We start from the raw sequence: 25,886 nt of genomic DNA, 5'->3' as shown, positions 1-25,886 counted from the left end.
TATTTCAGTAATCAATCAATAATTTTTAAAAACCAACATAAGCAATAATAGTAAAAAAATGCTATTTACCTGCAATTACTACATAAAAATCATCTCTTGCCAAATATTTGTTGGCAAGGTCTTGTATTTTACCGGGAGTCATGTCTTTAATCGTTTGCTCCAGCCTGGTAAAATATGTAAAATCCAGGTCAAACCCAAGCAAACCTCTAAAAGCGTCAGACACTGCAAATGGCCCGTCTAAGTTGCGCATTAGGTCTCCTAACATGTAGTTTTTTACACGGGTTAATTCCTGTTCTTCAACGGCTAGGTTTCTCAATTTGTCCATCTCATGGAATATTTCTTCCACGGCTAACTCTCTCTTATCTGCCACTACCTCGGTGGAGATACCTAAAACTCCTGCTTTTAGAAAGGACAGCATGTACGAGGAGATGCCATAGGTTAATCCTTTTTCTTCGCGAAGATTATTCATAAGTCTGGAGCCAAAATATCCGCCATACAATGTATTCAGAATAAACAATGAAAGGTAATCGGGATGTTCTTTGGTGATGCAAGGCCGTACTATTTTAATAGCCGACTGCATGGCATTTTCTTTTTTCTCGATATGAAATTTTTCGGCATGGGGATTAGGCAACGCTACATCATGTTCGTCGGCGGTGCTGTTCGACCAATCATCTCCGCCCAAATATTTATTCAACAGGTCTAATAGATGGTCTCCTGGTTGACCCGATACAATAACGGTACAAAGATTAGATGCATATTGTTCTTTATGAAAGTTTTTTACATTCGCTAAAGTTAATTCCTCGAAATGAGGGAGTTTGGCTACGCGACCGTAGGGATGTTCCGCACCAAAAAGGATTTCCTGCGATTTACGATGAGCCAATGTCCTGACTTTTTCAGAATCTACCAAATAGTCCTGTCGTTTCTTGGCCAGATGAACATCAAATTCGTGCTGGTTTAAAGCAGGGTTTTTTATGATATCTTCAACAATGGGAAGCACTTGGGGCAAATACTTCGACAAGGTATAAAGGGTAACTTGCGCATGATGGTAGTTCGTCGATTGTCCCAGGTAAGCGCCAAAAAAATCGATTTTTTCAGCAATTTCAAAAGCCGACATCGAACGGGTACCTTCTTGAAGAAGGGAATTGGTAACCGAGGCTACCAATGGCTTATCAGACTGAACAACTCCGGCTGAAAAAACAAAATCGAGTTTGGCCACATCTTGCGTACCACCCTGAATAAAATGCACCGGAATGCCGTTGTTCAGTCTTAGCTCTTTTTGTTCCAATATATTTAGGCCGGTTGGCAAAGCAAACGCCGGCACTTCTTTTCTTTTTAGCATCCTTTCTCCTTTTTATCCTTTGATAAATAATATAGTATGGAACAATTATTCTTTTTGAAAATGGTTTGGGCACAGCGTTGAATTTCCTCGGCTGTAACTTTGTTGTACTTCTCAACCTCATCGTTGACATCCTCTGCTTTACCTAACAATTCGAACTGAGCCAGGTTCATGGCCTTGTTTAGGAAGTTGATTTCAGAAAACATCATAGACGATTCTACTTTGTTCTTTACTTTTTGCAGTTCGTAATCACTGACCAAAGTGTTTTTAATCACTTCAATTTCTTCCCATATTGCTTTTTCTGCCTCGTAAATATTCACATCGTCGGATATATTTCCGGCAAAGGTGAAAAGGCCCTTTTCAATATCACCCGAAACATAAGCGTGCAAATCAGTAAAAAGCTTTCGTTCCTTTACCAATCGCTGAAAAATTCTTGCACTGGTTCCGTTCGACAGCACATCTGAGAGCAAATCTGTCGCATAGTATTCCTGATCGGTCCTGGCGCACATATGAAAAACCAATTGTAACAAATCTGAAGGTACATCCTCTTCCACGGTGAGCTCGCGCATTTCGGTTTGCTCAGGTTCTACAGGTAAATTTCTTTTTACCACGTCTCGCGCAGGGATGTTGCCGAACCATTTTTTTACCTTGGCGAACACATCTTCCGGCTCCACATTTCCGGTAACGGTTAAAACGGCATTGTTGGGCGCATAGTGGGAATAAAAAAAACTTTTTACCTCTTTTAGGGAAGCTTCCTCGATATGCTTGATATCGGCACCAATGGTCGGCCACTTATAGGGGTGAACCTTATAGGCCAAAGGCCTAAGCAGCAAAGGAATGTCGCCATATGGCTGATTTAAATAGCGTTGTTTGAATTCTTCCACCACAACTTTTTTCTGAACATCCAAAGATTCTTGCGAAAAGTCAAGTTCCAGCATTCTATCGGATTCCAGCCATAAACCGGTTTCAAGGTTGGAGGCCGGCAAGGTTAAGTAATAATTGGTTAGGTCATTGTTGGTCCATGCATTGTTGTCGCCACCTGCATTTTGCAACGGGTTATCGTAGGATGGAATGTTCTTGCTCCCACCAAACATCAGATGCTCAAATAAATGTGCAAACCCGGTTTTAGATTCATCCTCGTCCTTAGCCCCTACGTTGTACAATACGTTGATGGCTGCCAAAGGAGTGGTTTTATCCTGGTGTACCACAAGGCGCAGACCATTGTCTAGTTTATATTTTTGTATTTCTATCATCTATTAAAATTGAAATGCGTTATCCCTGAAGGATTCAAGTGTTTCCCTGTATTCCGAAAGCATATCTTCTATAATTTCTTTAACGGGTTTAATTTCGTTGATCAATGAAGATATTTGGCCAATTTCCAGTTCTCCTTCATCCAGGTCACCCAGAAACATTCCTTTTTTAGCTCTTCCTTTCCCCAGCAATTTTTGTAATTCTTCCATCGTAGCTCCTTTGCTCTGTAAATCGGCCACTTGGCCCGAAAACTTATTATGGATCAGTCGAACCGGGGCCAGCTTTTTAAGCGTTAGAATAGTTCCTCCTTCACCTGCTTCAACCACCTTTTTTAAAAAGTTGGGGTGTGCCGACGATTCCTTGCTGGCAGCAAATCTGGAACCAACCTGGACACCATCGGCCCCTAAGGCCATAGCTGCTGCCATACCTCTTCCTGTTCCGATTCCTCCTGCCGCAATGATGGGTAAATTTGTGGCCTTTTTAATCAGAGGGATTAGAACCATGGTGGTGGTCTCTTCGCGACTGTTATGCCCGCCCGCTTCAAAACCTTCGGCAACTACTGCGTCAACTCCATTGTCCTCGCACTTTTTGGCGAAACGGCTATTGGCAATTACATGTACAACTGTTATACCATGTTGTTTTAGTTTTGAAGTAAACTTGGCTGGATTGCCGGCGCTGGTGAATACTATTTTAACACCTTCCTCAATAACTATATCAACTAATTTGTCCACTTCAGGATAAAGCAAGGGTATATTTACGCCCCAGGGTTTATTTGTGGCCTGTTTTATTTTGGAGATGTGTTCTCTGAGTACCGCCGGATACATGGAGCCGGCACCAATTAAACCCAGTCCACCGTTGTTGCTCACGGCCGATGCTAGTTTCCAACCGCTACACCAAACCATGCCTGCTTGTACAATTGGATATTTTATATTGAATAAAGATGTAATCCTGTTTTCCATAGTAAAAAATAGATAAGTGCCGCACCCATTTCTGCGAAATGGGTTGTTCCGAATTTGATAGTGTGCAAAGATAGAAATTTTTAGTGCTCAAAATTGATTTTAAGCTATTAAGGAGCGGACGGATTAAATAGAATATTATACTCGTATGTTTAAAGTTATATTGTTGGATGGTTGGTGTTAGTGCTGTAATAGAGAATCCTATAAAATTTATTTGTCTGATATTCAGAAAAATAGAGGTATGTCACGTATTTGTCACGCTTAAAATGATGGCTTTTAGTTGGTTTTTTGGTATATTGAATTTAACAATACAACCAAAACAACAATTTTAAAATCCCAATAAATTATGGCAAGAAGTAAATCAAATGACAAGCAGGTTTTTTCCTGCAAACAACCCCATCAACTAAATTATTTTACCCATCTCTACAACAAGAACGAAGAAGTAAAAGAATTTTTAAGACGACAATGCGCTAATGGAAGTCTTGAGAAGAAAACACACTTGGAGGTTTTTAAATTAATAGAAGAAGAATTGGGTTATCCCATCCCTTAATCAGCTTTTAAATCCTGTCTGTTTCATTTTTACAGACAGGATTTTTTCTTAGAATTCAACAATAATACCTAAAGTAGGCAAAACAGTTCCATTCTCTGTAATTATTTTGTCAAATATGTATCGTTGCTCGTTTGGGTCAGCATCGGGGTTTTCAATGATCGGTAATCCGCTGGCATCCAGTTGTTGCACATACTTCACAGGCTCTTTGGTTTTGTAGTTATATAAATTTTGGATATCCAGATAAATGCCAAGAGACCAATTTTTAAACACATATTTTTTATCCACTCTAATATCGAGCTGGTGAAAATCAGCCAAACGTTTCTGGTTGTACGCACTATAATCCAAGTATTCGCGCCCTGTTGCATCCCAGGCTTTTTTTAGTTTGGTGGTGTTTTCATCTACTTGCGTGTATGGCAAACCACCCACAAAACGCCACTTTACACCAATGTCCCAGTTCTTTTTTAAAGTTTTGTTAATGGTGGTTGTGAACAGGTGTTTGCTATCCCATGAGCTGGGAACATATTGTCCCTGTATATTGGTGAATTTACTTCTGACAAAAGTGTAGGCCGCTATAAAATGTAGTCCTTTTGGGGAACGTTGGCGTGCCATCAATTCAAAACCATAAGCCTTCCCTTTTCCGATGGAGATAACTTCTTCGTCTCCCACAACACCAAAATCGCCCCCTTTGCTTGCCAGAGAAACAGAATCGGTGACTGAAACCGGATAATCATTATATTTCTTAAAAAATCCTTCCAGCGTAATTTTTGAATAGCTGTTAGGCCGATACTCAAATCCGGCAACCAGATGATCGGCATAAATGTATTTAATACCATTGCTTTTGTTGGTTAGGGATTCATTGTTGTCCCTGAATCCCAAAGTTGTGAGCGAGGGCGGTTGGTAGTATCTGCCCAGGTTAAAATTAAAAAAGATGGGGGTGTCCAATTGTACCGAAGCGGAAAAACGCGGGCTAAATTGTTTCAGCAAGTTGCTCATGTTGTTAGAGTATGAGTTGGCATCCATCCTAAAACTCATGGATAAATTAACCCTGTCATTTAAAACAGGAATGGCGGCAGATGCAAATACTCCATATTTTAAAAAACGCAATTCTGAATTATAAGAGATTTGCAAGAGTGAAGCGTTTTGGTAATCTTGGCGGTAAGTGTTGTTCTTATAATGCACGTCATCAAAAGAAAGGCCAGTGTTAAAGTTGATATTCAAAAATTTAGAATGGAGTTCGGTCCTAAATTTGTTTTCAATTTCTTGTGATTGATAATCGTATATCAGGTTCTGTGCGTCTTTAATATTATCCCGATATTTAATGGCTTCGTTGTTTAAATGACTTCTGCTGGTTATAACGGACAAATAACTTTTTCCATAAAAGTGCTTATAGTTGGCGCCAATCGTGTAATTCCATTGCTTGTTAACAGGTATGTACGATAAGATATATTGATTGTCGGGGGTATCGCTGGCGTTTTCGTTCAGTTCAAAATCATCGATAGCTCCAAAACCTAAGAATGAAATTTCGTTTTTCGTGTTGATCCTGGTTTTGGTTTTAAACTGAAAATCGGTAAACGTTGGTAAAAAAGGGAGATCCAGAGCTTTGAAGAGAAATTGTAAATAGGAACGACGAATCGAAGCAAACCCTGTTGTTTTTCTCGATAATGGAGCCGATACGGAAAATCCCATTTCGCTGGCGCCTAATACGGCTTTATAGTCAGCCTGTTCCTTACTGCCGTCTTTTTGTTTAAAATCGAGCACCGAACTTAGCGCGTTGCCGCGAGCAACCGGGAATGCACCGGAATAGAAGTCTACCTCCCGAATGAAATCTACATTCAGCATTCCGACGGGACCACCGGAAGCACCTTGGGTAGAAAAATGGTTGATGGTGGGTATTTCAATTCCATCGATATAAAATTTGTTTTCAGATGGGCCACCACCTCTAACAATAATATCGTTTCTAAAAGAAACAGTACTTCCAACCCCGGGAAAAGACTGAATTACTTTGGAAATGTCCCGGTTTGCACCTGCACTCTTCTCTATCTGATCAATACCAATTCGTCTCAATGATACGGGACTTTCTGTTTTTTGTGCAAAAGGGGATGCTTTGACAGTAATTTCGGACAGTTCTTTTGTGGTGGGTTCTAAATATATTTCAACAAAATTTGAACGTATGCTTGATGTCATAATTTCTTCAGTAATAAAACTCTTATAACCCAAAAACGAGAGCTCTAATTGTACAAATTCCCTGTCTTTTATTTCCAGTTCAAACTCACCTGACATATCCGTTGTAGTACCTGTGGTGCTGTTGTAGATTACCACGTTTACAAATGCTAAGGGTTCGTTTGAGTATACATCCTTAACAAGGCCCTTCAAGCTTGTGGACTGACCCGAAACAACAAAATAAATACTCAATAAGAAAAATGAAATATAAAAACGATACATCAAATGTTTATTTATTGATAATAAAAATTAAACAATAATTTTAAATAAAAGTTCAGGGGTTCAAATGGATAATTGAAAAAATTACAGACTATGATGCCTAAGGGTTTCCTAGGCACACAAATAATTCATAAATTGAGCAACATAAACCCTCAGCAAATTCGATGGCAAAGGAAACTCTACTGAAAAAATTCTTTATTTGGCGACTTAGGTATGTGAGCAACAGACAGTTCATGATAATTCTAAGCGTAGTGATTGGGATAGCGGCCGGACTTGCAGCTGTTATTATTAAACAATCCGTAGGTTTAATTCATCACCTGGTTCATGGGGTGACTTCAATTAAGGGCTTTGAATGGCTTTATCTGGTTGCTCCCGGTGTTGGTATTTTATTGGCAGTGTTGTTTATAAAATATATTGTTCGCAGGCCGGTACGTCATGGTATTCCCAATGTTTTGTATGCTATCTCTAAAAACCAGGGACAAATGAATCGGCATAACATGATATCGTCGGTGATAGCCAGTTCTTTTACGGTTGGTTTTGGGGGTTCCGTGGGGCTTGAGGGGCCAACGGTTTCAACAGGGGCGGCTATTGGTGCCAACCTGGGACAAGCTTTGCACCTTAACTACCGACAGATTACTTTATTGCTGGGATGCGCTTGTGCAGGTGCCATGTCGGCTATTTTTAAGGCGCCTATTGCAGCAATTGTGTTTGCGCTGGAAGTCATCATGCTTGACCTTACGTTGACGTCTCTGGTGCCCTTGCTATTATGCTCGGCCTCGGCTGTAGTTGTTTCTTATTTGTTTTTGGGTCAAGAGGTGGTGTATCCTTTTAATATTGAACATACCTATACCTTAAAAGAGCTGTTTTTTTATGTGCTGCTAGGGTTAGGCTGTGGATTGGTAGCTACCTATTTTACGCGAATGTACAAATACATCGAAAGACTTTTCGAAAAAATACAAAGTGATTGGAACCGACTTATTTTTGGAGCTATATCCCTGGGTATTTTAATGATATTTTTTCCTCATTTATTTGGGGAAGGGTACGAAGTGATAAACGGCGCGTTAAAGGGAGAGCTGTTTTATTTGCACGATGTAGGTATTTTTGCGCATATGAATGATACATTCATCAATTTTGTAATTATAATGACTCTGACGATAGGCGTAAAGGTGATAGCTACTTCCGTTACGTTTGGCAGTGGTGGGGTAGGAGGAATTTTTGCGCCAACCTTGTTTATGGGTGCCAATACGGGCGTTCTTTTTGCATCCTTGATCAATCGTTTTAACTGGGTAGAGTTGCCCATTAAAAATTTTGCCTTAATAGGCATGGCCGGTTTGATTGCTGGTGTATTGCACGCACCGCTTACCGGCTTGTTTTTAATAGCCGACCTTTCGGGTGGTTATAGTATGTTTTTACCACTAATGATAACGGCAACCATTAGTTATGTCACAGCCAAATCGTTTGAGGAACATTCGGTTTATACCCATCAGCTGGCAAAGCGTAAAGAGTTGCTGACCCACGATAAGGATCATAATATAATGACCTTGATGGAGGTCAATAAGTTGATTGAAACCGACTTTGCTATCATTTCGCCGGATGCTAATTTGGGTGATTTGGTGAAAGTGGTTTCCAAGGCGCATCGTAACCTGTTTCCGGTTGTGGATGATGAGGGTATGTTGAAAGGCATGGTGAAAATGGATGATATCAGGGAGATTATATTTAAACCGGAAAAGTATGAAGAGGTAAAAGTGAAAGACCTTATGTATATGCCCGAGTATTTCATTAGTCCTGACGATAGCATGGAAGATCTGGTCGAGATTTTCAGGAAGTCGGCACGGTTCAATGTTGCAGTTATCGACAAAGGCAAATACCGTGGTTTTATCTCGAGAGCAAATGCCTTTACCGCTTATCGTAATCATCTTAAAATGTTCTCATCGGGTTACTAAACACATGCCGCATATCGAATTGTTGACAAAGATTAGGGATTTGCAAATTAAGTCCCGGAATGATTTTTTTAATAAAGGTCTTTTCCGATCGTTCCGGAGAAATACCCTTCTGGGTTTAACCCGATGTGATGATAATATTTTTTTTTCACTATCGGTGGTGTACTTGTTACATAGTTTGATGGACAAATTTACGGAAGAAGAAAAGAACATTTTTCAAGAGATAGAAAAGGAACTGTTGCCAAACCTGCCGTATTATACCAATAATCCGGATCGTAATTCGTTTAATTTTTGGCAAAAAGATAAGAATAAACACTTCCCCAACGGTCGTCTGTTAAACAGATTCGGAAAATTTAAATTACCAGACGATATAGATACTACATCCTTGGCACAGATGGTTGCCGGAACCGAATACCAGGAAGCCTTAAAAACAAAAAAAGTTTTACCTGATCATGCCAACCTCCATCGTTACCGCATACTGAACGGCCACAAACAGCTGGATAGATATAAGGCCTATTCTACCTGGTTTGGAGAAAACATGCCTATTGAATTTGATGTTTGTGTTTTGAGTAACTATTTGCTATGGGTGAATCACTTTGGGTTTGAGTTGAATAAGAATGATCAGGATTGTATTGGACTACTTTGCGAGACCGTGGAAAATGCATTGTATTTCAAATCAGGTTTTAAATCGGCACCGGAATACCCCAAGACGGAAGTCATTTTATATCATTTGGCAAGAACAGCTTCAAATACACCATTCTTACATAAAGTCAAGCCAAAGCTAACGGAAGACATACAAACGGTCTACCTTAAAACATGGCATCCTTTTGGGCAGATGTTGTTGCAAAGCTCGTTATTAAAACTTGGTGTGAAACGGGATACTAAAACGAGGATATTTTCGAAATATGTAGAAGATTATTGGTGGTTCACAGCCGGGTTACTTTCTGTATATTCAAATCCTCTCATACAACGAATAGCATCCAATTCATTGTTTCACTTTCGATTTGTTTGTCCTGCTTTTAATTATGCGTTGATTTTGGAAAATCAAATTTTAAACAAGGCTTTTTAATTAAGATTCTATATTCAGCAATTTGCATCGGTATTCGTTGAGTGCAATTTGCAGCTCGTCGATGTTGCGGGTTCTCATTACGGCATCTCTCAATTGAGCAGCCATGGGTAAATGGTGGGTGTAAATTTTAAAGAACCTACGCAATACCATCCATGGTTTGTCCTTTTTCCATGTACGGTCAAAGAGGAGGGCGTGATTCCACATAGCGTTCAGTTTGTCCTCTATTTCTAAGTTTTCTTTGCCACTGAACATCCAAAAATTATTGAATATCCCGCGACCCACCATGATGCCGTCTACGCCATATTTATCTATTTTAGCTTTGCCATCATCCACCGAAAGTACATCCCCATTTCCCAGTACTTTTATATCAGGATTTATTTCATCCCTGATTTGAACAACTTTGCCAATTTCGTTCCAGTCGGCTTCTCCTTCCGACATTTGTTTTTGTGTTCTGCCATGAATCGTCAACGCTTTAATAGCAGTCTGCAATAATTGCGGGATCCAGGTTTCTGTTTCTGCCTTTTTAAAACCGATGCGTGTTTTAACGCTAACAGGCAGGTTTGTTGCCTCAATAGTAGCATGTACAATTTCCCTGGCTAAACCGGGATTGTTGATTAAAGCACTGCAGGCTCCTTTTTTAATAATGTTTTTTTGAGGACAGCCCATGTTGATATCGATTCCGTCGAATGGTGTATTGTCCTTAATATATTTAGCGGTTTGATAAAACTTGTCAGGATCGGTGCCCCATATTTGAGCCACTAGTTTAATATCCTTCTTTTTCTTCAAGGCTAATTCTGTATCGTTTACTTTAAAGCGGTGCAGCACCTTATCTTTTCCAATGGGATGGCAAAAACCATCGGTTGACAGAAATTCAGAGAATACTATTTGTAAGTTGTTGTTTTTCGATTCCTTGATAATTAACTCTCTAAATACGGTATCTGTTACATCTTCCATTGGCGCCAGTGCAAATATTTGCGCGGGCATGTCCCAAAAATTTTCTTTTTTGTTCATCGAATTTACAACACATATTCGCATAAAATGTTTGAGATGCTAGCAATTATCTTAATTACAGTGGTTTGGGGAAGATAGATCGCAAAGTTTATAATGCAAACGATTGCACAGGTCGTTTGTCAGAAAAAAATATATGAAAAAATCGCATTTTCCATTCATTTGAAAAATAGGGGGCTTCGTTTAAAAAGGATGGTATTTCACACAGAAACCTGTATGAAATACCTATGAAACAAGGATGATTAAGGGATGGCGCCGAATAGTGGTTTTGGTGAATACGGGTATATCTACTATTTTTGAAGTGCAAACAAACCAAAACAACAAAGGGACAATGAGGTTGGTTTTGACTAACTTTAAAACCATTGGGAAAATCAAAACTATAAGTAAGTGGGCTCAATTTCCAACCAAAAGAAATCCAACCTGAGAAAGCTGGAGGATGAAGAATGGAGAGTTATTCCAAATACTGACGACAGGTATCAGGTGAGCAATTACGGAAGAATCAAAAGTTTCTGTTACAATAGTGTAGAGGGGAAGATTGTAAAATCGGGTAATATTAAAGGTTATAAAAGCATCAACTTAAGAGTGGATGGGCAGAAAAAGACACTTTTGGTTCATAAATTGGTTGCCGAGCTTTTTATCCCAATAGATGATGCAACAAGAACGGTTGTGATTCATAGGGATTGGAATAAGTTAAACAACCATGTAAACAACTTGCAATGGTTGTCGAGAGAAGAGAGTTTTAGTAGATCTCAAAAGAAATTGATAGAGGCCCGCAAGAAAAAAGGAAAAGTAATAACGCATTCAAAGTTAACCAGGAATGACGTTGTTGCCATTAAAGGAATGCTGGAAAAAGGCAGAAAACAAAAAGTAATAGCAAAATTATTTTGTGTAAGCGAAATGCAAATATCAAGAATAAAAAATAAAATTAGTTGGTCAGAAGTTAAATAGAACAAAAATATACCTCCCTAACAAATCATCCTATACTATCATTAAAAAGACTGTCGCCCTTCCAAACCAAGACAGTCTTTTTTTTGTGCCCTAAAGTGGAGGTTATTCATTCATAACCTAAAAAAAGGCTGCTTCATGTATCACGAAGCAGCCTTTTAATGTTTTGTTCAAATTTATTTATGATTTTCTCCGGCGTCTACTTCCGCCATTGCCACCGTAATTTCCTCCACCGCTTTCGCTTCTGCGGCGGTTGTTGTTTTTTGGAGGTTTCGCAGTTGCTATTTCCACATGAACTGTTTCACCCTCAAAAGTTTTTCCTTTAACAGCGCTGATCACATCTTTTTGGGTGCCATCTTCAACTTCAAAAAACGAGAAGTTTCTGAGTACTTCTATTTTTCCGAACCCGATTTTTTGTTTACCGGTATTTTCGTTTACCAATCCCATTAATCTTTGAGCCGAAAGTTCATGGGCTTTACCAACGTTCATATATAAACGTATGTAGTTGTCGTCGTTTCTCCTTCTTGATCTCTCTCCTCTCTCTCCTCTCTCTCCTCTGCTACCTCTTTCTGTGTCTTTTTTGTAAACGTTAAGGTCTTTGGCACCTTGATAATATGCAATAAAGCGGTTGAATTCGACAGAAACAAAGCGCTTGATCAACTCTTCTTTATCAAGTTCTTCAAATTTCTCGTAAATCTTAGGTAAAAACTCTTCAATCTCATCGTGGTTCATCTCTACGTTTTCAACCCTGTCAACAAGGTGTAACAACTGTCTGCCGCAAATTTCGTTACCCGAGGGAATCATCTTGCGTTCGAATTTGATCCCCGAGATACGTTCAATTTGTCGTATCTTGCCCGATTCCTTGGTGTGGATAATGGCAATGCTGGTACCTGTTTTGCCTGCCCTGCCCGTTCTACCACTTCTGTGGGTATAGGCTTCAATATCATCAGGTAAATTATAGTTGATAACGTGAGTAAGGTCGTTTACATCAATACCTCTGGCAGCCACATCGGTAGCCACCAAAATTTGTAGGTGACGGTTTCTGAAACGGTGCATCACCTGGTCGCGTTGGGCTTGAGATAAATCACCGTGCAAAGCGTCCGCATTGTAACCATCTGCCATTAACTTTTCAGCCACCTCTTTGGTTTCGTGACGGGTACGGCAAAAAACTATACCATAAATATCCGGATTGATATCTGCCACTCTTTTCAGTGCCAAATATCTATCGCGCGCATGAACCATATAATAAATGTGTTCCACGGTAGAGGCACCGGCATTTTGCTTGCCAATCTTAATTTGCATAGGATCGGTCAGGTACCTCTTGGCCATGCTCTCTATCTCGCGAGGCATGGTAGCAGAAAATAATAGCGACTGCCTGGTGTCCGGCGTGGTTTCAATAATGGCGTCTAACTCCTCCTTAAAACCCATGTTTAACATCTCATCGGCTTCGTCCAATACCAACCATTGCAGTTTGTCCATTTTGAGGATGCCGCGTTTGGTTAGGTCATTTACCCTACCAGGTGTTCCCACTACAATGTGAGTTCCGCGCCGCAAATCTTTAATCTGTTTCGAGATATCTGCACCCCCATAAACCGGGGTAACGTATAAATCGGAGATGTACTTACTAAAGTTTTTAAGGTCTTTCGTAATTTGTAGTGCAAGTTCTCTTGTTGGACATAAAATTAAAGCTTGAACGCTTTTATTGTCAATATCGAGTTTTTCGATGATTGGCAAACCGAATGCAGCAGTTTTACCTGTTCCTGTTTGCGCTAATGCCACTAAGTCTTGGTTCGTTTCCCTTAGACCTGGAATGGTCTTTTCCTGAATTGGTGTTGGATTTACAAAGCCCATCTCACCAATAGCCTTTAGAACTTCCGACGATAAGCCGGTTTCTTCAAATGTAATCATAAAATTTGTCCTCTTTTTTCCAGTCCGCCCCGCTATTTTGTCCACAATTTCACCTGGAAAAGAGAAGCCTACTGAATAATCGTTTTGAAAATGAATGATTTAAGCCTTTGCTAAAATCGAATGCAAAGGTAGTGAAATTTGTTACAGAAAATGGTATGCAGTATTATTTAACATTAAAATAGATGTAACAGGCAGTACACTAGTTATATAGGTAGAGGGAGGTTGTTTTTTTTAACATTTTACGTTTCCTGTATGAAAATATTTAATAGTAATTACTTTTTATACAATGGACAGATAAAATTATCGTGTAATTTGTATTTATTAAATAGTAATCTTGTTTTCCATCCTTGATTTAAACTTTTAATAAAATTTCACATGAGAGCTCATGTATTTCTTATACTTTTGTACCCCTTATGGAGAAGGCAGCAATCATTTTCAGGAGGTTACTGGTTTGGCGGGTGAAGCACATCAGCCAGCGTAACTTTATACTCATTTTAAGTTTGGTAACCGGGGTTTTAAGTGGTTTGGCAGCGGTGTTGCTAAAGAATACCATCCATGCCACACATCACCTGCTTACGGGCCACTTTCATATCGAAAATCAAAATGTATTGTACCTGGCTTACCCTGTGGTTGGTATTTTAATTACCGTATTTTTTGCCCGAAAAATTATTAAAGATAATTTGGGGCACGGCGTTTCTAAAATCCTATATGCCTTAAGTAAGGATGGCGGTAAGATAAAATCACACAACAATTTTTCTTCCATAGTGGCCAGTACGTTTACAATCGGTTTTGGGGGATCGGTGGGGGCGGAGGCGCCTATTGTGTTAACGGGTGCCTCAATTGGTTCTACCTTAGGGCGCGTTTTTCATCAAAACTACAAAACAATTTCGTTGCTGATTGGGTGCGGTGCGGCAGGAGCAGTAGCCGGAATTTTTAAGGCACCAATGGCAGGTTTGATGTTTACGCTGGAAGTGCTCATGCTGGGATTGAGCATGGCCTCTTTGGTTCCATTGATTATATCCGCCTTTAGTGCTGCAACAGTTGCCTTCTTTTTTATGGGAGATGGCGCTGAATTTTATTGGCATCTCGAAAATCCCTTTATTCTAAATAACATTCCTTTTTATATTGTATTGGGAATATTAGGTGGATTGATATCCCTTTATTTTAGTAGAATGTTGATTTGGAGCGAGAATCAACTTCATAAAATTAAGAGCCCATATTTGCGACTGTTGCTGGGGGGGGTGATATTAAGTGTGTTGATTTTTATCCTGCCTCAATTATATGGTGAGGGTTATACCACTATTACGGCTTTTCTAAACGGAAACAAGGATATTGTGTTCGATAACAGTTTATTCTACCAACTAAGAGAATATGAATGGGCGTTGTTAATACTGTTGGGGCTATTGATTGTTTTTAAAGTGTTTGCATCCGCTGCCACTACTGGTAGTGGTGGGGTAGGTGGAGTATTTGCCCCTTCGTTGTTTACCGGAGGAGTGATGGGATATTTTTTTGCCAGGTTGATAAACTATACCGGATTGTATGTTTTGCCCGAAAGTCATTTTACCTTGGTGGGAATGGCCGCTATCATGGCCGGGGTGTTGCATGCCCCGCTAACAGCTATTTTCCTGATTGCCGAAATCACTCACGGTTACGAGCTTTTTGTGCCACTGATGATGACCTCTACCATATCGTATTTAACCATCATGTATTTTGAACCGCATTCAATATACACCAAACAGTTAGCTAGACGCGGCGAATTGTTGACGCACCATAAGGACAAAGCGGTGTTAACTCTGATGCGTTTAAATAAAGTGTTGGAAACTGACTTTTTAACAGTAAAATCCACAGATACTTTAGGTACTTTGGTCAAGACAATTGCAAAGGCAAAACGTAACCTTTTTCCAGTGGTTGGCTCCAGGGGCCAATTGAAAGGTATTGTGCTTTTAGATGATATCAGGGAAATCATGTTTAATCACGAAAGGTATAACGATACAGTGGTAGAGGATTTTATGCAAGTCCCGCCGGCATTTATCGAGATCAACGAGAATATGGATTCGGTGATGAAGAAATTTGAAGAAACCGGAGCTTGGAATCTACCTGTTATTGAGAATGATAAATATATGGGCTTTGTTTCCAAATCGAAAATATTCTCTGTATACCGTAGGGTTCTGATCCACTTTTCGGATGAATAATTTTCATATGCTGATGCTATAAATTAAATTTGCAAAGCATTAAAATGAGATTTAAATCAATTTGTTACACATATGGGATGAGTATGGCCAATTACCGATCGGGCACCATCCATAAACTAAATTCTTTATGAAACGCGACGATAAAATATTTGAATTAATTGAAAAAGAACATCAACGCCAGTTAAATGGTATTGAGTTAATAGCTTCGGAGAACTTTGTAAGTGAGCAGGTAATGGAAGCGATGGGTTCGTACATGACCAACAAATATGCCGAAGGTTATCCGGGGGCAAGGTATTATGGTGGGTGCGAAGTGGTTGATCAGAGTGAAGCACTGGCTATCGAGCGTTTATGCAAGATTTATGATGCAGCGTATGCCAACGTGCAACCACACAGCGGCGCGCAGGCTAACATGGCTGTGTTGATGACGGTTCTTAATCCAGGCGACAAATTTTTAGGTTTGGATCTTTCTCATGGCGGTCACCTTTCTCATGGTTCGCCAGTGAATAGTTCCGGTTTATTATATGAGCCAATTGCCTACGGTGTTAAAGAGGAAACCGGATTGGTAGATTACGATATGATGGAAGAAAAAGCACGCGAGCATAAGCCAAAATTGATTATTGGCGGAGCTTCTGCTTATTCGCGCGAGTGGGATTATGCCCGTATGAGAAGGTTGGCTGATGAAATTGGCGCTATTCTCATGGTGGATATGGCTCACCCTGCGGGACTTATTGCCGCCGGTTTATTGGAAAACCCGGTTAAACATGCGCATATCGTTACTTCTACAACACATAAAACATTGCGGGGTCCGCGAGGTGGTATCATTTTAATGGGAAAAGATTTTGATAACCCTTGGGGCAAAAAATCACCTAAAGGCGTTGTTCGCAAGATGTCCTCTTTGTTGAATTCTGCGGTATTCCCTGGTGTTCAGGGTGGACCATTGGAGCATGTGATCGCTTCTAAGGCGGTTTCTTTTCTTGAAGCGTTGCAACCTGAATATGTGGAGTACCAAACTCAGGTTCAAAAGAACGCAAGGGTAATGGCTGAGGCCTTTATAGCTAAAGGTTATAAAGTAATTTCTGGTGGTACCGATAACCATTCCATGTTGATTGACTTAAGAACCAAGTTTCCTGAATTGACAGGTAAGGTGGCGGAAAACACCTTGGTGAAAGCTGATATTACGATCAATAAGAATATGGTTCCATATGATAGTCGCAGTCCTTTCAAAACTTCGGGGATTAGAGTGGGAACGGCAGCACTTACAACACGTGGTTTGAAGGAAGCGCATATGGCTCCTATTGTTGATTTAATAGATCAGGTACTTTCCGACGTAGAAAACGAAGCTGTTTTAACAGAGGTAAGAGGTAAAGTAAACGAAATGATGAAGGATTTCCCGCTGTTCGCCTATTAACAGTATAATGGAGCTGAACATTCTGTGGTTCGGACAAAATTAACAAAAAAAAAGCCGGTCTGATTAAGTTCTGACCGGCTTATTTGATGAGTTATTGCGATTTTCTACTTTTTCCTGGCTATTTCTTTCTTTACGCGAACCTCATAGCCCAACTTCTCCAACGCCTTTTTTACTCCATCGCTGGTGTTTTTGTCCTCCCTAAAAGAAACAGTAACAAGCTTACCTGGGATATCTACCTCAACCTTTTTAACGCCTTTTTCGTAAGGGATATTCTTCATGATCTTCTCCTCGCAGCTGTGGCAATCCACGCTGCACTCAAATACGATTTGCTTGGTTTTAGGTTTTTCTTTGGCAAAGGCTGTTGTTGCACCAATTAATAAGACAAGGGTTGCAATTACTAATTTCATTTTTTTCATTTTATTTTTTTTAGTCGATTATTATTCTTTACTCAAGTTATACTTTATGCCAACATACACCATTCCTCCATAAAGAGGTCCCCATATCCTACTGGCATCAAACTCATTGCCAAAAGGGTTCTCGGGTGCAATAATCGCATCGTTCTGCGTATAATCCCCAATGTTTTCGCCACCCACATAAAAACTCCAGTTCCGATAGTTCTTGGTTATCTGTGCCAATAATACCACGTAGTTTTCTGAACGGTTCGGACGGCTGTTGGCTTCGGAGTTGGTTGCCGTTGAAGGTAAGCGTTGGTTGCCATTAAACTGAGCCGTCAGATCAAATTGCCACTTGTCCAGATTGGTTCTGTACGAACCACTCAATAGCCCTTTGTATTTGTTCACAAAAGGAACATCGTCTTTCTTTCCGTTGAAAGTGCTTTGAACATCATTCTGACGATAGGCAGCTGTTAGGTCGAAACGGGGAAACAACTCATAGGCCGCTTCTACCTGAAATATGTTGGAGTATGATTCTCCATCCAGGTTGTAGAAATGAACTTCGTTGCTGTTCTGGTCAAGGTCAACTACCAATTGATTATTAAAGTCGGTACGATAAAACTCTAGGTTGAGATTTAATTTTCTTTCGCCTAAGGGAATCTCGTTTACCAAGCTGATGCCATAGTTCCACGCTTCCTCTTGCTTTATTTCTTCATCAAAAGAAAAGACCTTTGAACTGGCCAAAAAGTTGGAGTTTTCGCTAATGGCATCTGCGGTTCTGTATCCTTTTCCCGCACTGGCTCGCAAAGTTATTGATTCGGATATGTTGTATTTTGTGTGTATGCGAGGTGTAAAGAAACCTTCATGTATACTACTGTGATCGTACCTTAGTCCAGCCATCAATGAAAATTTTTCATGCGGGATGAAATTGTATTCCGCAAATATTCCTGGTGTGGTTTCCTGATAACCCACGTTATTTTTACTGCCGTTAAAAATAGCATCGTTATCATCATATACCAGGCTTACTCCGGTGTTGTATGTATGTCTGGTATCACCTACATACGACTGATAAATAAAGTTGGCATAAACGTTTTGCTGGGTTACATCAAATGTATTGTGGCCATAAAACGATGTTCTGTCAAAGTAATTGTACGATAGGATTGTCCCGAAACTTGTTCCTTCGCGTTGAAAAATAAATCCGTTTTTTGCATACGCATTGAATCTTTCAACATCTATTCCAATTCCATACGACGATTGGGCAGCCTGAGGTATTTCGTGATTATAATTCTTTTGCCCCCCTTCTCTATTTTCATTGATATACGAAAACCCAAATTTTGATGACAAAGATTCAGAATCATAATTCCATTGATTCATAAAAGTTCCCATTTTAGTCTTGGGTTTGTCCAGGAAACCGTCATCGTTCAAGTCCATTTCCCTAAAATTGCCGCTACCTTGCGCCATAATCGATGTGCTCCATTTGTCACTTAAATCAAAAGCGTATCCAAAGGTGGTTTCTACTTTCCCATCTTGGTTTCCGTAGGTGTAAAAATGAAATTTTTCGTCACCTGAGGGTTCTTTTAGCTGTATGTTTATTTGGCCGGTCATCGACTCGTAACCGTTTTTAACAGCAGCAGAACCTTTAGAAACCTGCAAACCATCCATCCAGGTACCCGGAATATATTCCATGCCAAAGGCTGATTCCGCACCGCGCAGAATAGGGATGTTGCCTAGGGTCAACTGCGAATATCTTCCCGAGAGGCCAAGTAGTTGAATTTGCTTTACGCCAGAAACCGCATCGGCATAAGCCACATCAACAGAGGCATTGGTTTCGAAACTCTCTGAAAGGTTGCAGCACGCGCACCTCTCCAGTTCTTTTTGACTTACGTTTTGAACGTATAGAGGGCTTAATTTGGAGATAGTTGTATTGGCTCGTCGATATGTCACCGTTACTTCTCCCAAAGCTTCGCCTTGATTTAAGAATACAGTAAGTGGCCTGAAACTATCCTCTACCGAAATCGTGTCGTTTTGATATCCCACATAGCTAAAAACCAATTGCAGGTGTTGGCTGTCGGGTTGGTTTATTGCAAACAAACCTTTTTCGTTTGTAATAGTGCCATAGGTGGTTCCAGCCCAGTACACGTTCACGCCAAATAGCGGAACGGATTTATTGTCTTTTTTTTCCAGTACTTTCCCTTTGATATTTCCGGCATGTGCCGATAAGGATATGAGTACTGAAAAAACAATAATATGTAATTTTTTCATAACCGTAATATTTTTATTAAATACGTCTGCAGTTCAAGTCCAATAAAGACTTTCGTCTAATAAAAATATTAGCAAGCGATTTTTAAGGAGTGAAGCAAGGTAACCAGTTTTTTTCCGGAAGCAAAGGCGATAGGGATCTCAGCAGGGAGCTCCTTTAATAAGCCAGTGTATATGAACGAAGTACGAATGTAATCTACCTGTATGGGTGCATCGGTATTAAACAACAATAGGGCTATGGGACGCGGTGTTGATTGTCTATCCGGAAAATTGTATTCACTTTTTATTTTAACCGTCTTTTGGTCGCTCCGGTGATTTTTACAACAACCATCTTCGGTATTTTCCGAATGGTTACAACAGCTGTCTGTATGCTGATGGGTATGGTTTAGGGCTTGTGCATTTTCTGCGCAGAGCTCTTGCGTTGAATCCAGGTACATGGAGTATACTACCTTGTTAGCATACTGACAATAGTGATAAAAGAGAACCATTCCACTTGTGCTTAACAGAAAAAGGCACAGTGTGATAATGGCAACAATCCGTGTATTTGTCTCTTTTAATATCATGAATACAAAGTAAGTGCTTTCCTATGAGCAATTGTGTTAATAAGCTGTTAATGGTTTGGACGATACAAGTGTATGGGTTTAATTTTATTTTGTTGAACTTGTTTAAGTAAATCTGTTTTAGCACTACATCCCCCGCATGTCCCGGCGCAATCAGATGGTTTATCCTGGTATGCACTCCAAATGGATTTTCCAAGAGAAAAGGCGGTATAGCCAAAAGCTCCTGCAACACTTATCCACATTAATATTTCCTGTACCATAATTTTTTAATTAAATAATAATGACCCTCCCTGATAAACTATAAACGATAAGAGCCACGCTAAACCGGTGGTGTAAAATATGGTAAATACCGCCCATTTCCACGAACCTGATTCACGTCGTATGGTGGCTATAACTCCAATACATGGGAAATACACCAAAATAAATATCAAGAAGCTAAATACAACCAAAGGTGTAAACGAAGCATTCCCCTCTTCATCGGAGGCGTTTTGAATGTTTTTTATTAATCCCGATTGTTCTCCTTCCGGGGAATAAGATCCGGAATGATATATTACCGCCATGGTGCTAACAACTACTTCCTTGGCGGCAACGCCACTTAATATGCTTACACCCATTTTCCAGTCAAAACCCAACGGTTCAATTGTAGGTTCAATAAACTTGCCTATCCTTCCTATATACGAAGCCTTTTGCTTTTCCTTATGCTTCAGGGTTTGCAGGTTGTTGATATTAGTTGTTATCTCTTTATGTAAACGTAATTGAGTGGCGTTAAGTTCTGCTTGGGATGGAAGTTGTTCTTGTTTAAGCTGTAGTTCGCTAATTTTTTGATCGTAGTTTTGCGAATATTCCACGTCTCTGGGGAAATTCTGTAAAAACCATATAATGATGGACGCCATCATTATGATACCGCCTACCTTTTTTAAATATTGGACTCCCTTGTTCCACATATGTCTTATGGTAGAACGTAAGGTCGGCATCCGGTAAGGTGGAAGTTCCATGACAAACGGCACATCCTTCTCGCGAAACAAAAACTTACGGAAAAGTTTGGCAACAATAATGGCTAGTACGATACCCAAACCGTAAATGCCAAATAATATGGTTCCTGAATGCTCGGGGAAGAATGCGCCAATAAATAATATATACACTGGAAGTCGGGCACTGCACGACATAAACGGGTTAACCAGCATGGTAATTAGCCGGTTATTCTTGTCCTCGATGGTTCGGGTGGCCATTATAGCAGGGACATTACAGCCAAATCCCATGATTAACGGGATAAATGATTTACCGTGCAGTCCCATTTTGTGCATTAGCTTGTCCATAATAAAAGCGGCACGGGCCATATAGCCTGTATCTTCCATAAAGGAAATAAAAAAGAAAAGGATAAGAATGTTTGGCAAAAAAACAACCACACCTCCCATGCCACTGATGATTCCATCAATAAGCAGGTCTTTGAATGGCCCTGCGGCTATAGTTTTATCCAATAGCTCCATCAGTGCCCCAACGCCTTTCTCAATCCAATCCATTGGGTATTGTCCCAAAGAAAATGTGCTTTGGAACATCAGCCACATAAAAAAGAAAAAGATTGGAAACCCGAACAATTTATGCGTGATAAAGGTATCTACAACTTCCGATTTACGAACCCTTACTTTCGGTGATTCTTGGTACGTCTCCCTTAATGCACCAGCAATAAAACCATATTTAGCGTCCGTAATCAGCGTTTCGCAGTCGTCGCCAAGTTCTGTTTCAACTTTATTTATGATGGCTTTGTTTTTAGTTTTCAGTTTCTCGAACTCGCCATTGCTCAATAGATTAGAGCAAAAATACTTGTCCTGCTCGAGCATCTTGAGGGCTATGTATCTAGGCGAGATGTTTTTGGGCAGATCAAAGTCTGGGAAAACTTCAGACTGAAGTTTCCATAAGGCTTTTTCCAACGTCTGGCCATAATGGATAGAAACCCTTCGCTGGCTAACGCGGGTATCTTCATAAATTTCAATAGCCTTATCAAACAAATCTTCTATTCCCTGGCGTTTGGAACTGACGGTTGGTATGAATTGGATACCCAGCATCTCGCCTAATTCATCATGTTTAAAGGTGTCGCCTTTCTTATTGAGCTCATCATACATGTTTAAAGCAGCCACCACCTTTACATCCATATCTATTAATTGGGTGGTCAAAAGAAGATTTCGCTCAAGATTGGAAGAATCAATTACATTGATTATAATGTCGGGCGTTTGTTCCATAATATGTTTTCGAACAAACAGTTCCTCGGGCGAATAGGCCGAAAGGGAATAGGTTCCCGGTAAATCCACAATGTTAAAGGTGTATCCATTGTGCTCGAACTTGCCTTCCTTTGAATCAATGGTAACGCCGCTGTAATTGCCAACGTGCTCTTTGCCACCGCTTACATAGTTGAATAAGGTTGTCTTTCCGCAGTTAGGATTACCGACAAGCGCAACGTTAATTGATTTTCTGCGCTTCATAGCCGATTCTCTAAGAACCTCGTCGCTGATGGTGCCTTCGAATGGTGTAGCAGTAATTTTTTTGGCTTCCTCTTTCGAGATTACTTCCACCAGTGACGCTTCGCTTCTGCGCAGCGAAACCTTATAGTCCATTATCTCATATTCAATAGGGTCTTTTAAAGGAGCGTTTTTTACCACTTTAACTTTTTTGCCCTTCACAAAACCCATTTCAATAATGCGTTTTCTAAAAGCGCCAAAACCCTTAACTTTTACAATGACTGCTTCCTGGCTTGTATGTAGTTCCGATAAATTCATGTAATGTTTAACTCAAACTTCGTGAATTTGATGTTAGCAAATGTATAGGTAATATATAGTATGCCCAATCCCTATAATTAGGGATTTTTATTAATACGTGTTAAGAATAACAAAGAGAATTAGGATTCGTTTACTATTTTTGTAGCTTCGTAATTCCAAAAAGCAGGAAGCCGGTATGAACATAGTATGTTGATAGGCCATTTAAAAAAGCAAATATTAAAAGCAATACCCCTAGATTGCAAGAATTAAAGGAAGGCAAAATCCGAATTGGTTTTGACTTTTCCAAGTTAGGGATTTCTAATACTAAAAGGATGGGACAGGATATAGAATTCAATCAGGTTTATAACAAAATCCAGGAACTGATAAAAAGTGGTAAAAACAATATTTCAGTGCTGGAAGAGCAGGTAGACGTAGAGCTGCAAATGGAATATTTTGAAATATCCAAAAGGTTGTATAAAGACTTAGACAAAGAATCGGTTATTGTTGAAAAGGATGACTTGCTTGATGAGAATGTAAGTATAGAACGGAAAAAGGAATTGTTGTCGTCATTAGCCAAATTAGATAACCCGGAGGCATATAGGGTTCTGGAAGCTTACAAAGCGAATCCTGACGAGGGGTTGGTGCAATGGTCGAAGCTTGCTTATCAGGAATCAAAGATGGTATTGGAAACATCCTTGTTGGGGGAAGCGCCTATTTTTATATCAACAGGATTGGGTGGTCAAGGAAGTAACTTACGTTATTTTATAGTCCTGGTGGCCAACGAAGGGGTCGTATTGAAGGATTGGCAGATGGAGTTGGTGAAAAAAGAACTCGACTTTACTGTTGGAAAGAATCATGGACTTGTTGAGGAAGTTCAAACCGAACCCGATTTGTTTGTAATTTCAGCGCTACTGCCAATCGAAAAAAACATTAAGGATATTCTGTCTGTGGTTGTAAAGGAGTGCAATGAGATAGGGAATTTCTTAAGGGACTCGTTTATAGTTACGAATGTTAAAAAGTTGGAACTCGATGAAATCAGAGTTATGATTGCCGAATCTAAACCAATTGAAGAAGAGGGTATTGGAAATGTCAATGATGACGAACTGGAAAACATATAATAAACAATGGATTATTTAAATCAAAATAAGGTAAATGTGGCGGTGCAGGTATTGCCTGTTTCCAAAAATAAGGAATCGTACGATATAGTGGATAGCGCCATAGAGGTAATTCAAAAGTCAGGCGCTAAGTATGTGGTAACCCCTTTTGAAACGGTAATGGAAGGTCAATATGATGATTTGATGAAGGTGGTTAAAGATGTGCAGAATATTTGCTATTCGGCAGGTGCGGAAAAAGTGATGTGTTACGTTAAAATTCAATCGGTGGCCCAAACGGATGTCACCATTGATGATAAAATAGGTAAATATTCGGATTAGTATGCGCGACCCTCACTGATTAGGGGGCCTTGGAGGGATAAATAGTTTTTAACCCGGATGATGTATTGTAGGTTCGTCATGAGCATGGCAAGTACAATAAAACAAGGCATTACTGAAACGAGGCATCACTTGTCCTGATTACTTTCGGGAGTATCGTTCTGGTGAGTTGAAATGATGCAACGAAGTGTCTTGTTTTAAAGTAATTTCAATGTGTCATAGAATTTCTAATGCATATTGCGGGTTAAATGTGTTTTTGCATGACTCATCCAAAAAATAACACCGCCTAAAAAAGCTCAGTCTCCATAATCCTCATTGTAATACCTATTAACAAAATTCTTTGTCGCCCACTTTTTTTATTAATTTTGCACGCTCAAGAACAATAAGGTAGTAGAATGCTTATACGTTCCCATAACTATTAGTTAACGACATTATTATATGAGCGACAATAAAGAGCTGAGCCTGGCGAGTTTGGGCGAATTTGGTTTGATAGACCACCTGACCAGTCAGATAGAAATCAAAAATGAGAGTACCGTAAAAGGTGTGGGTGATGATGCCGCTGTCTTGGATTATCAGGGTAAACAAACGGTGGTCACCACGGATCTGCTGCTTCAGGGAATTCATTTTGATTTAGTGTATACTCCGTTAAAACATCTTGGTTACAAGGCGGTAATGGTGAACCTGAGCGATGTATACGCCATGAACGCCACCCCAAAGCAGATTACAGTTTCAATAGGTGTAAGCTCAAAGGTTACATTACCCTTTTTAGAACAGTTGTACGAAGGCATTAAATTGGCTTGCGAAAAACACCATGTCGACTTGGTAGGAGGGGACACTTCTACTTCGCTAACAGGTTTAACTATCAGTGTAACAGCGGTTGGAGAAGCTGATAAAGACGATATTGTATACCGTAGCGGAGCAAAACCCAACGACTTGATTTGTGTTACTGGCGATCTGGGTGGCGCCTATATGGGCTTGCAGTTACTGGAAAGAGAGAAGCGGGTGCACGAAGGAAATGCAGCGGTTCAACCCGATTTGTCGGGGTACGATTATATACTGGAACGTCAGCTGAAGCCGGAGGCACGTAAAGATGCGGTTGAGTTTTTAAGAGCCATAGGGGTTAAACCGACAGCTATGATAGATATTTCGGACGGACTGTCGTCTGAGATCCTGCATATTTGCAAGCAATCAAATACCGGATGCCGTATTTACGAAAATAAAATTCCTATCGACCATGCGACATCTTTAATGGCTGAGGAAATAAATATGAATCCGACAGTTGCTGCATTAAACGGTGGTGAGGATTATGAATTGTTGTTTACTATCTCCATGGAGGATTACGAAAAATTCTCGAAAGAAACCGACTTGAAAATATATACTGTCGGCCATATCACCGAAGAAAGCAAAGGGAGATTTTTGGTAACCAATGGAGACCAGGAAGTGGAATTGCAGGCACAAGGGTGGAACATGGGCAGACACTAGTCAACAGTATT

Annotated in this window: 20 protein-coding genes; 9 read left to right on the top strand and 11 right to left on the bottom strand. The window is 40.0% G+C overall.

Annotation, left to right across the window (positions count from 1 at the left end; translation table 11 throughout):
- Positions 1–61: 61 nt before the first annotated feature.
- Genes ACT29I_RS03695 through ACT29I_RS03685 form a run of 3 tightly spaced genes read right to left on the bottom strand, consistent with a single transcriptional unit; the run spans position 62 to position 3,546 of the window.
- Positions 62–1,339 (bottom strand): M16 family metallopeptidase, encoded by a 1,278-nt coding sequence (locus tag ACT29I_RS03695; RefSeq protein ID WP_430935731.1) that lies wholly within the window; start codon positions 1,337–1,339, stop codon positions 62–64.
- On the bottom strand, positions 1,333–2,589 hold the full coding sequence (locus tag ACT29I_RS03690; protein WP_430935729.1) for a M16 family metallopeptidase: 1,257 nt from the start codon (positions 2,587–2,589) through the stop codon (positions 1,333–1,335). The genes ACT29I_RS03695 and ACT29I_RS03690 overlap by 7 nt, the downstream gene beginning before the upstream one ends.
- A gap of 3 nt (positions 2,590–2,592) precedes the next feature.
- Positions 2,593–3,546 carry an NAD(P)H-dependent flavin oxidoreductase gene (locus ACT29I_RS03685; protein WP_430935727.1) on the bottom strand — a complete coding sequence of 318 codons (954 nt, stop codon included), beginning with the start codon at positions 3,544–3,546 and terminating at the stop codon, positions 2,593–2,595.
- 343 nt (positions 3,547–3,889) lie between these two features.
- Here ACT29I_RS03685 and ACT29I_RS03680 point away from each other — a divergent pair, with 343 nt between their 5' ends.
- The gene (locus ACT29I_RS03680) at positions 3,890–4,093 is read left to right on the top strand and encodes a hypothetical protein (RefSeq protein WP_430935725.1); all 204 of its coding nucleotides are present in this window, start codon (positions 3,890–3,892) and stop codon (positions 4,091–4,093) included.
- Between the two features lie 48 nt (positions 4,094–4,141).
- Here ACT29I_RS03680 and ACT29I_RS03675 read toward each other — a convergent pair whose 3' ends face one another.
- Positions 4,142–6,535: a TonB-dependent receptor gene (locus ACT29I_RS03675; RefSeq protein ID WP_444792708.1), complete on the bottom strand. Its 2,394-nt coding sequence runs from the start codon at positions 6,533–6,535 to the stop codon at positions 4,142–4,144.
- A gap of 230 nt (positions 6,536–6,765) precedes the next feature.
- Here ACT29I_RS03675 and ACT29I_RS03670 point away from each other — a divergent pair, with 230 nt between their 5' ends.
- A complete protein-coding gene (locus ACT29I_RS03670) occupies positions 6,766–8,475 on the top strand; it encodes a chloride channel protein (protein WP_444792707.1) in 1,710 nt (569 codons plus the stop codon).
- Between the two features lie 178 nt (positions 8,476–8,653).
- Positions 8,654–9,541, top strand: a complete 888-nt coding sequence (locus ACT29I_RS03665) for a hypothetical protein (protein ID WP_444792706.1) — start codon at positions 8,654–8,656, stop codon at positions 9,539–9,541.
- On the opposite strand, the gene ACT29I_RS03660 is transcribed toward ACT29I_RS03665, so the two are convergent.
- The gene (locus ACT29I_RS03660) at positions 9,542–10,552 is read right to left on the bottom strand and encodes a tRNA dihydrouridine synthase (RefSeq protein WP_430935717.1); all 1,011 of its coding nucleotides are present in this window, start codon (positions 10,550–10,552) and stop codon (positions 9,542–9,544) included.
- Between the two features lie 384 nt (positions 10,553–10,936).
- On the opposite strand from ACT29I_RS03660, the gene ACT29I_RS03655 reads away from it, so the two are divergent.
- Positions 10,937–11,497 (top strand): NUMOD4 domain-containing protein, encoded by a 561-nt coding sequence (locus tag ACT29I_RS03655; RefSeq protein WP_430935715.1) that lies wholly within the window; start codon positions 10,937–10,939, stop codon positions 11,495–11,497.
- Between the two features lie 177 nt (positions 11,498–11,674).
- Here the strand turns inward: ACT29I_RS03655 and ACT29I_RS03650 are convergent, their stop codons facing one another.
- On the bottom strand, positions 11,675–13,402 hold the full coding sequence (locus ACT29I_RS03650; RefSeq protein ID WP_430935713.1) for a DEAD/DEAH box helicase: 1,728 nt from the start codon (positions 13,400–13,402) through the stop codon (positions 11,675–11,677).
- Between the two features lie 413 nt (positions 13,403–13,815).
- Between ACT29I_RS03650 and ACT29I_RS03645 the strand changes: the two genes are divergently transcribed.
- A complete protein-coding gene (locus ACT29I_RS03645; RefSeq protein ID WP_430935711.1) occupies positions 13,816–15,594 on the top strand; it encodes a chloride channel protein in 1,779 nt (592 codons plus the stop codon).
- A 127-nt stretch (positions 15,595–15,721) separates the two neighbouring features.
- Positions 15,722–17,002: a serine hydroxymethyltransferase gene (gene glyA, locus ACT29I_RS03640; RefSeq protein ID WP_444792705.1), complete on the top strand. Its 1,281-nt coding sequence runs from the start codon at positions 15,722–15,724 to the stop codon at positions 17,000–17,002.
- A 104-nt stretch (positions 17,003–17,106) separates the two neighbouring features.
- Here glyA and ACT29I_RS03635 read toward each other — a convergent pair whose 3' ends face one another.
- The 5 genes from ACT29I_RS03635 to feoB all read right to left on the bottom strand — a co-directional run bounded on the left by ACT29I_RS03635 (position 17,107) and on the right by feoB (position 22,984).
- A complete protein-coding gene (locus ACT29I_RS03635; protein WP_430935707.1) occupies positions 17,107–17,409 on the bottom strand; it encodes a heavy-metal-associated domain-containing protein in 303 nt (100 codons plus the stop codon).
- Positions 17,410–17,439: 30 nt separating this feature from the next.
- Positions 17,440–19,656 (bottom strand): TonB-dependent receptor, encoded by a 2,217-nt coding sequence (locus ACT29I_RS03630; RefSeq protein WP_430935705.1) that lies wholly within the window; start codon positions 19,654–19,656, stop codon positions 17,440–17,442.
- Between the two features lie 68 nt (positions 19,657–19,724).
- Complete coding sequence (locus ACT29I_RS03625; RefSeq protein WP_430935703.1) at positions 19,725–20,216, bottom strand: hypothetical protein; 492 nt, start codon at positions 20,214–20,216, stop codon at positions 19,725–19,727.
- 47 nt (positions 20,217–20,263) lie between these two features.
- Entirely contained in the window at positions 20,264–20,473 is a 210-nt protein-coding gene (locus ACT29I_RS03620; protein ID WP_430935701.1) for a FeoB-associated Cys-rich membrane protein, read from the bottom strand.
- A 6-nt stretch (positions 20,474–20,479) separates the two neighbouring features.
- Positions 20,480–22,984, bottom strand: coding sequence for a ferrous iron transport protein B (gene feoB, locus ACT29I_RS03615; RefSeq protein ID WP_430935699.1), 2,505 nt, complete (start codon positions 22,982–22,984; stop codon positions 20,480–20,482).
- A 311-nt stretch (positions 22,985–23,295) separates the two neighbouring features.
- Between feoB and ACT29I_RS03610 the strand changes: the two genes are divergently transcribed.
- From ACT29I_RS03610 to thiL, 3 genes are all read left to right on the top strand, one after another.
- Positions 23,296–24,081, top strand: coding sequence for a hypothetical protein (locus tag ACT29I_RS03610; protein WP_430935697.1), 786 nt, complete (start codon positions 23,296–23,298; stop codon positions 24,079–24,081).
- Between the two features lie 6 nt (positions 24,082–24,087).
- Positions 24,088–24,396 (top strand): thiamine-binding protein, encoded by a 309-nt coding sequence (locus ACT29I_RS03605; RefSeq protein ID WP_430935695.1) that lies wholly within the window; start codon positions 24,088–24,090, stop codon positions 24,394–24,396.
- Positions 24,397–24,831: 435 nt separating this feature from the next.
- On the top strand, positions 24,832–25,875 hold the full coding sequence (thiL, locus tag ACT29I_RS03600) for a thiamine-phosphate kinase (protein WP_430935693.1): 1,044 nt from the start codon (positions 24,832–24,834) through the stop codon (positions 25,873–25,875).
- Positions 25,876–25,886: the final 11 nt, after the last annotated feature.

Origin of the sequence: Saccharicrinis sp. GN24d3, assembly GCF_052400645.1 — a bacterium.
Classification (GTDB): Bacteria; Bacteroidota; Bacteroidia; order Bacteroidales; family Marinilabiliaceae; genus Saccharicrinis.
This window is presented reverse-complemented; position numbering and strand designations above follow the sequence as displayed.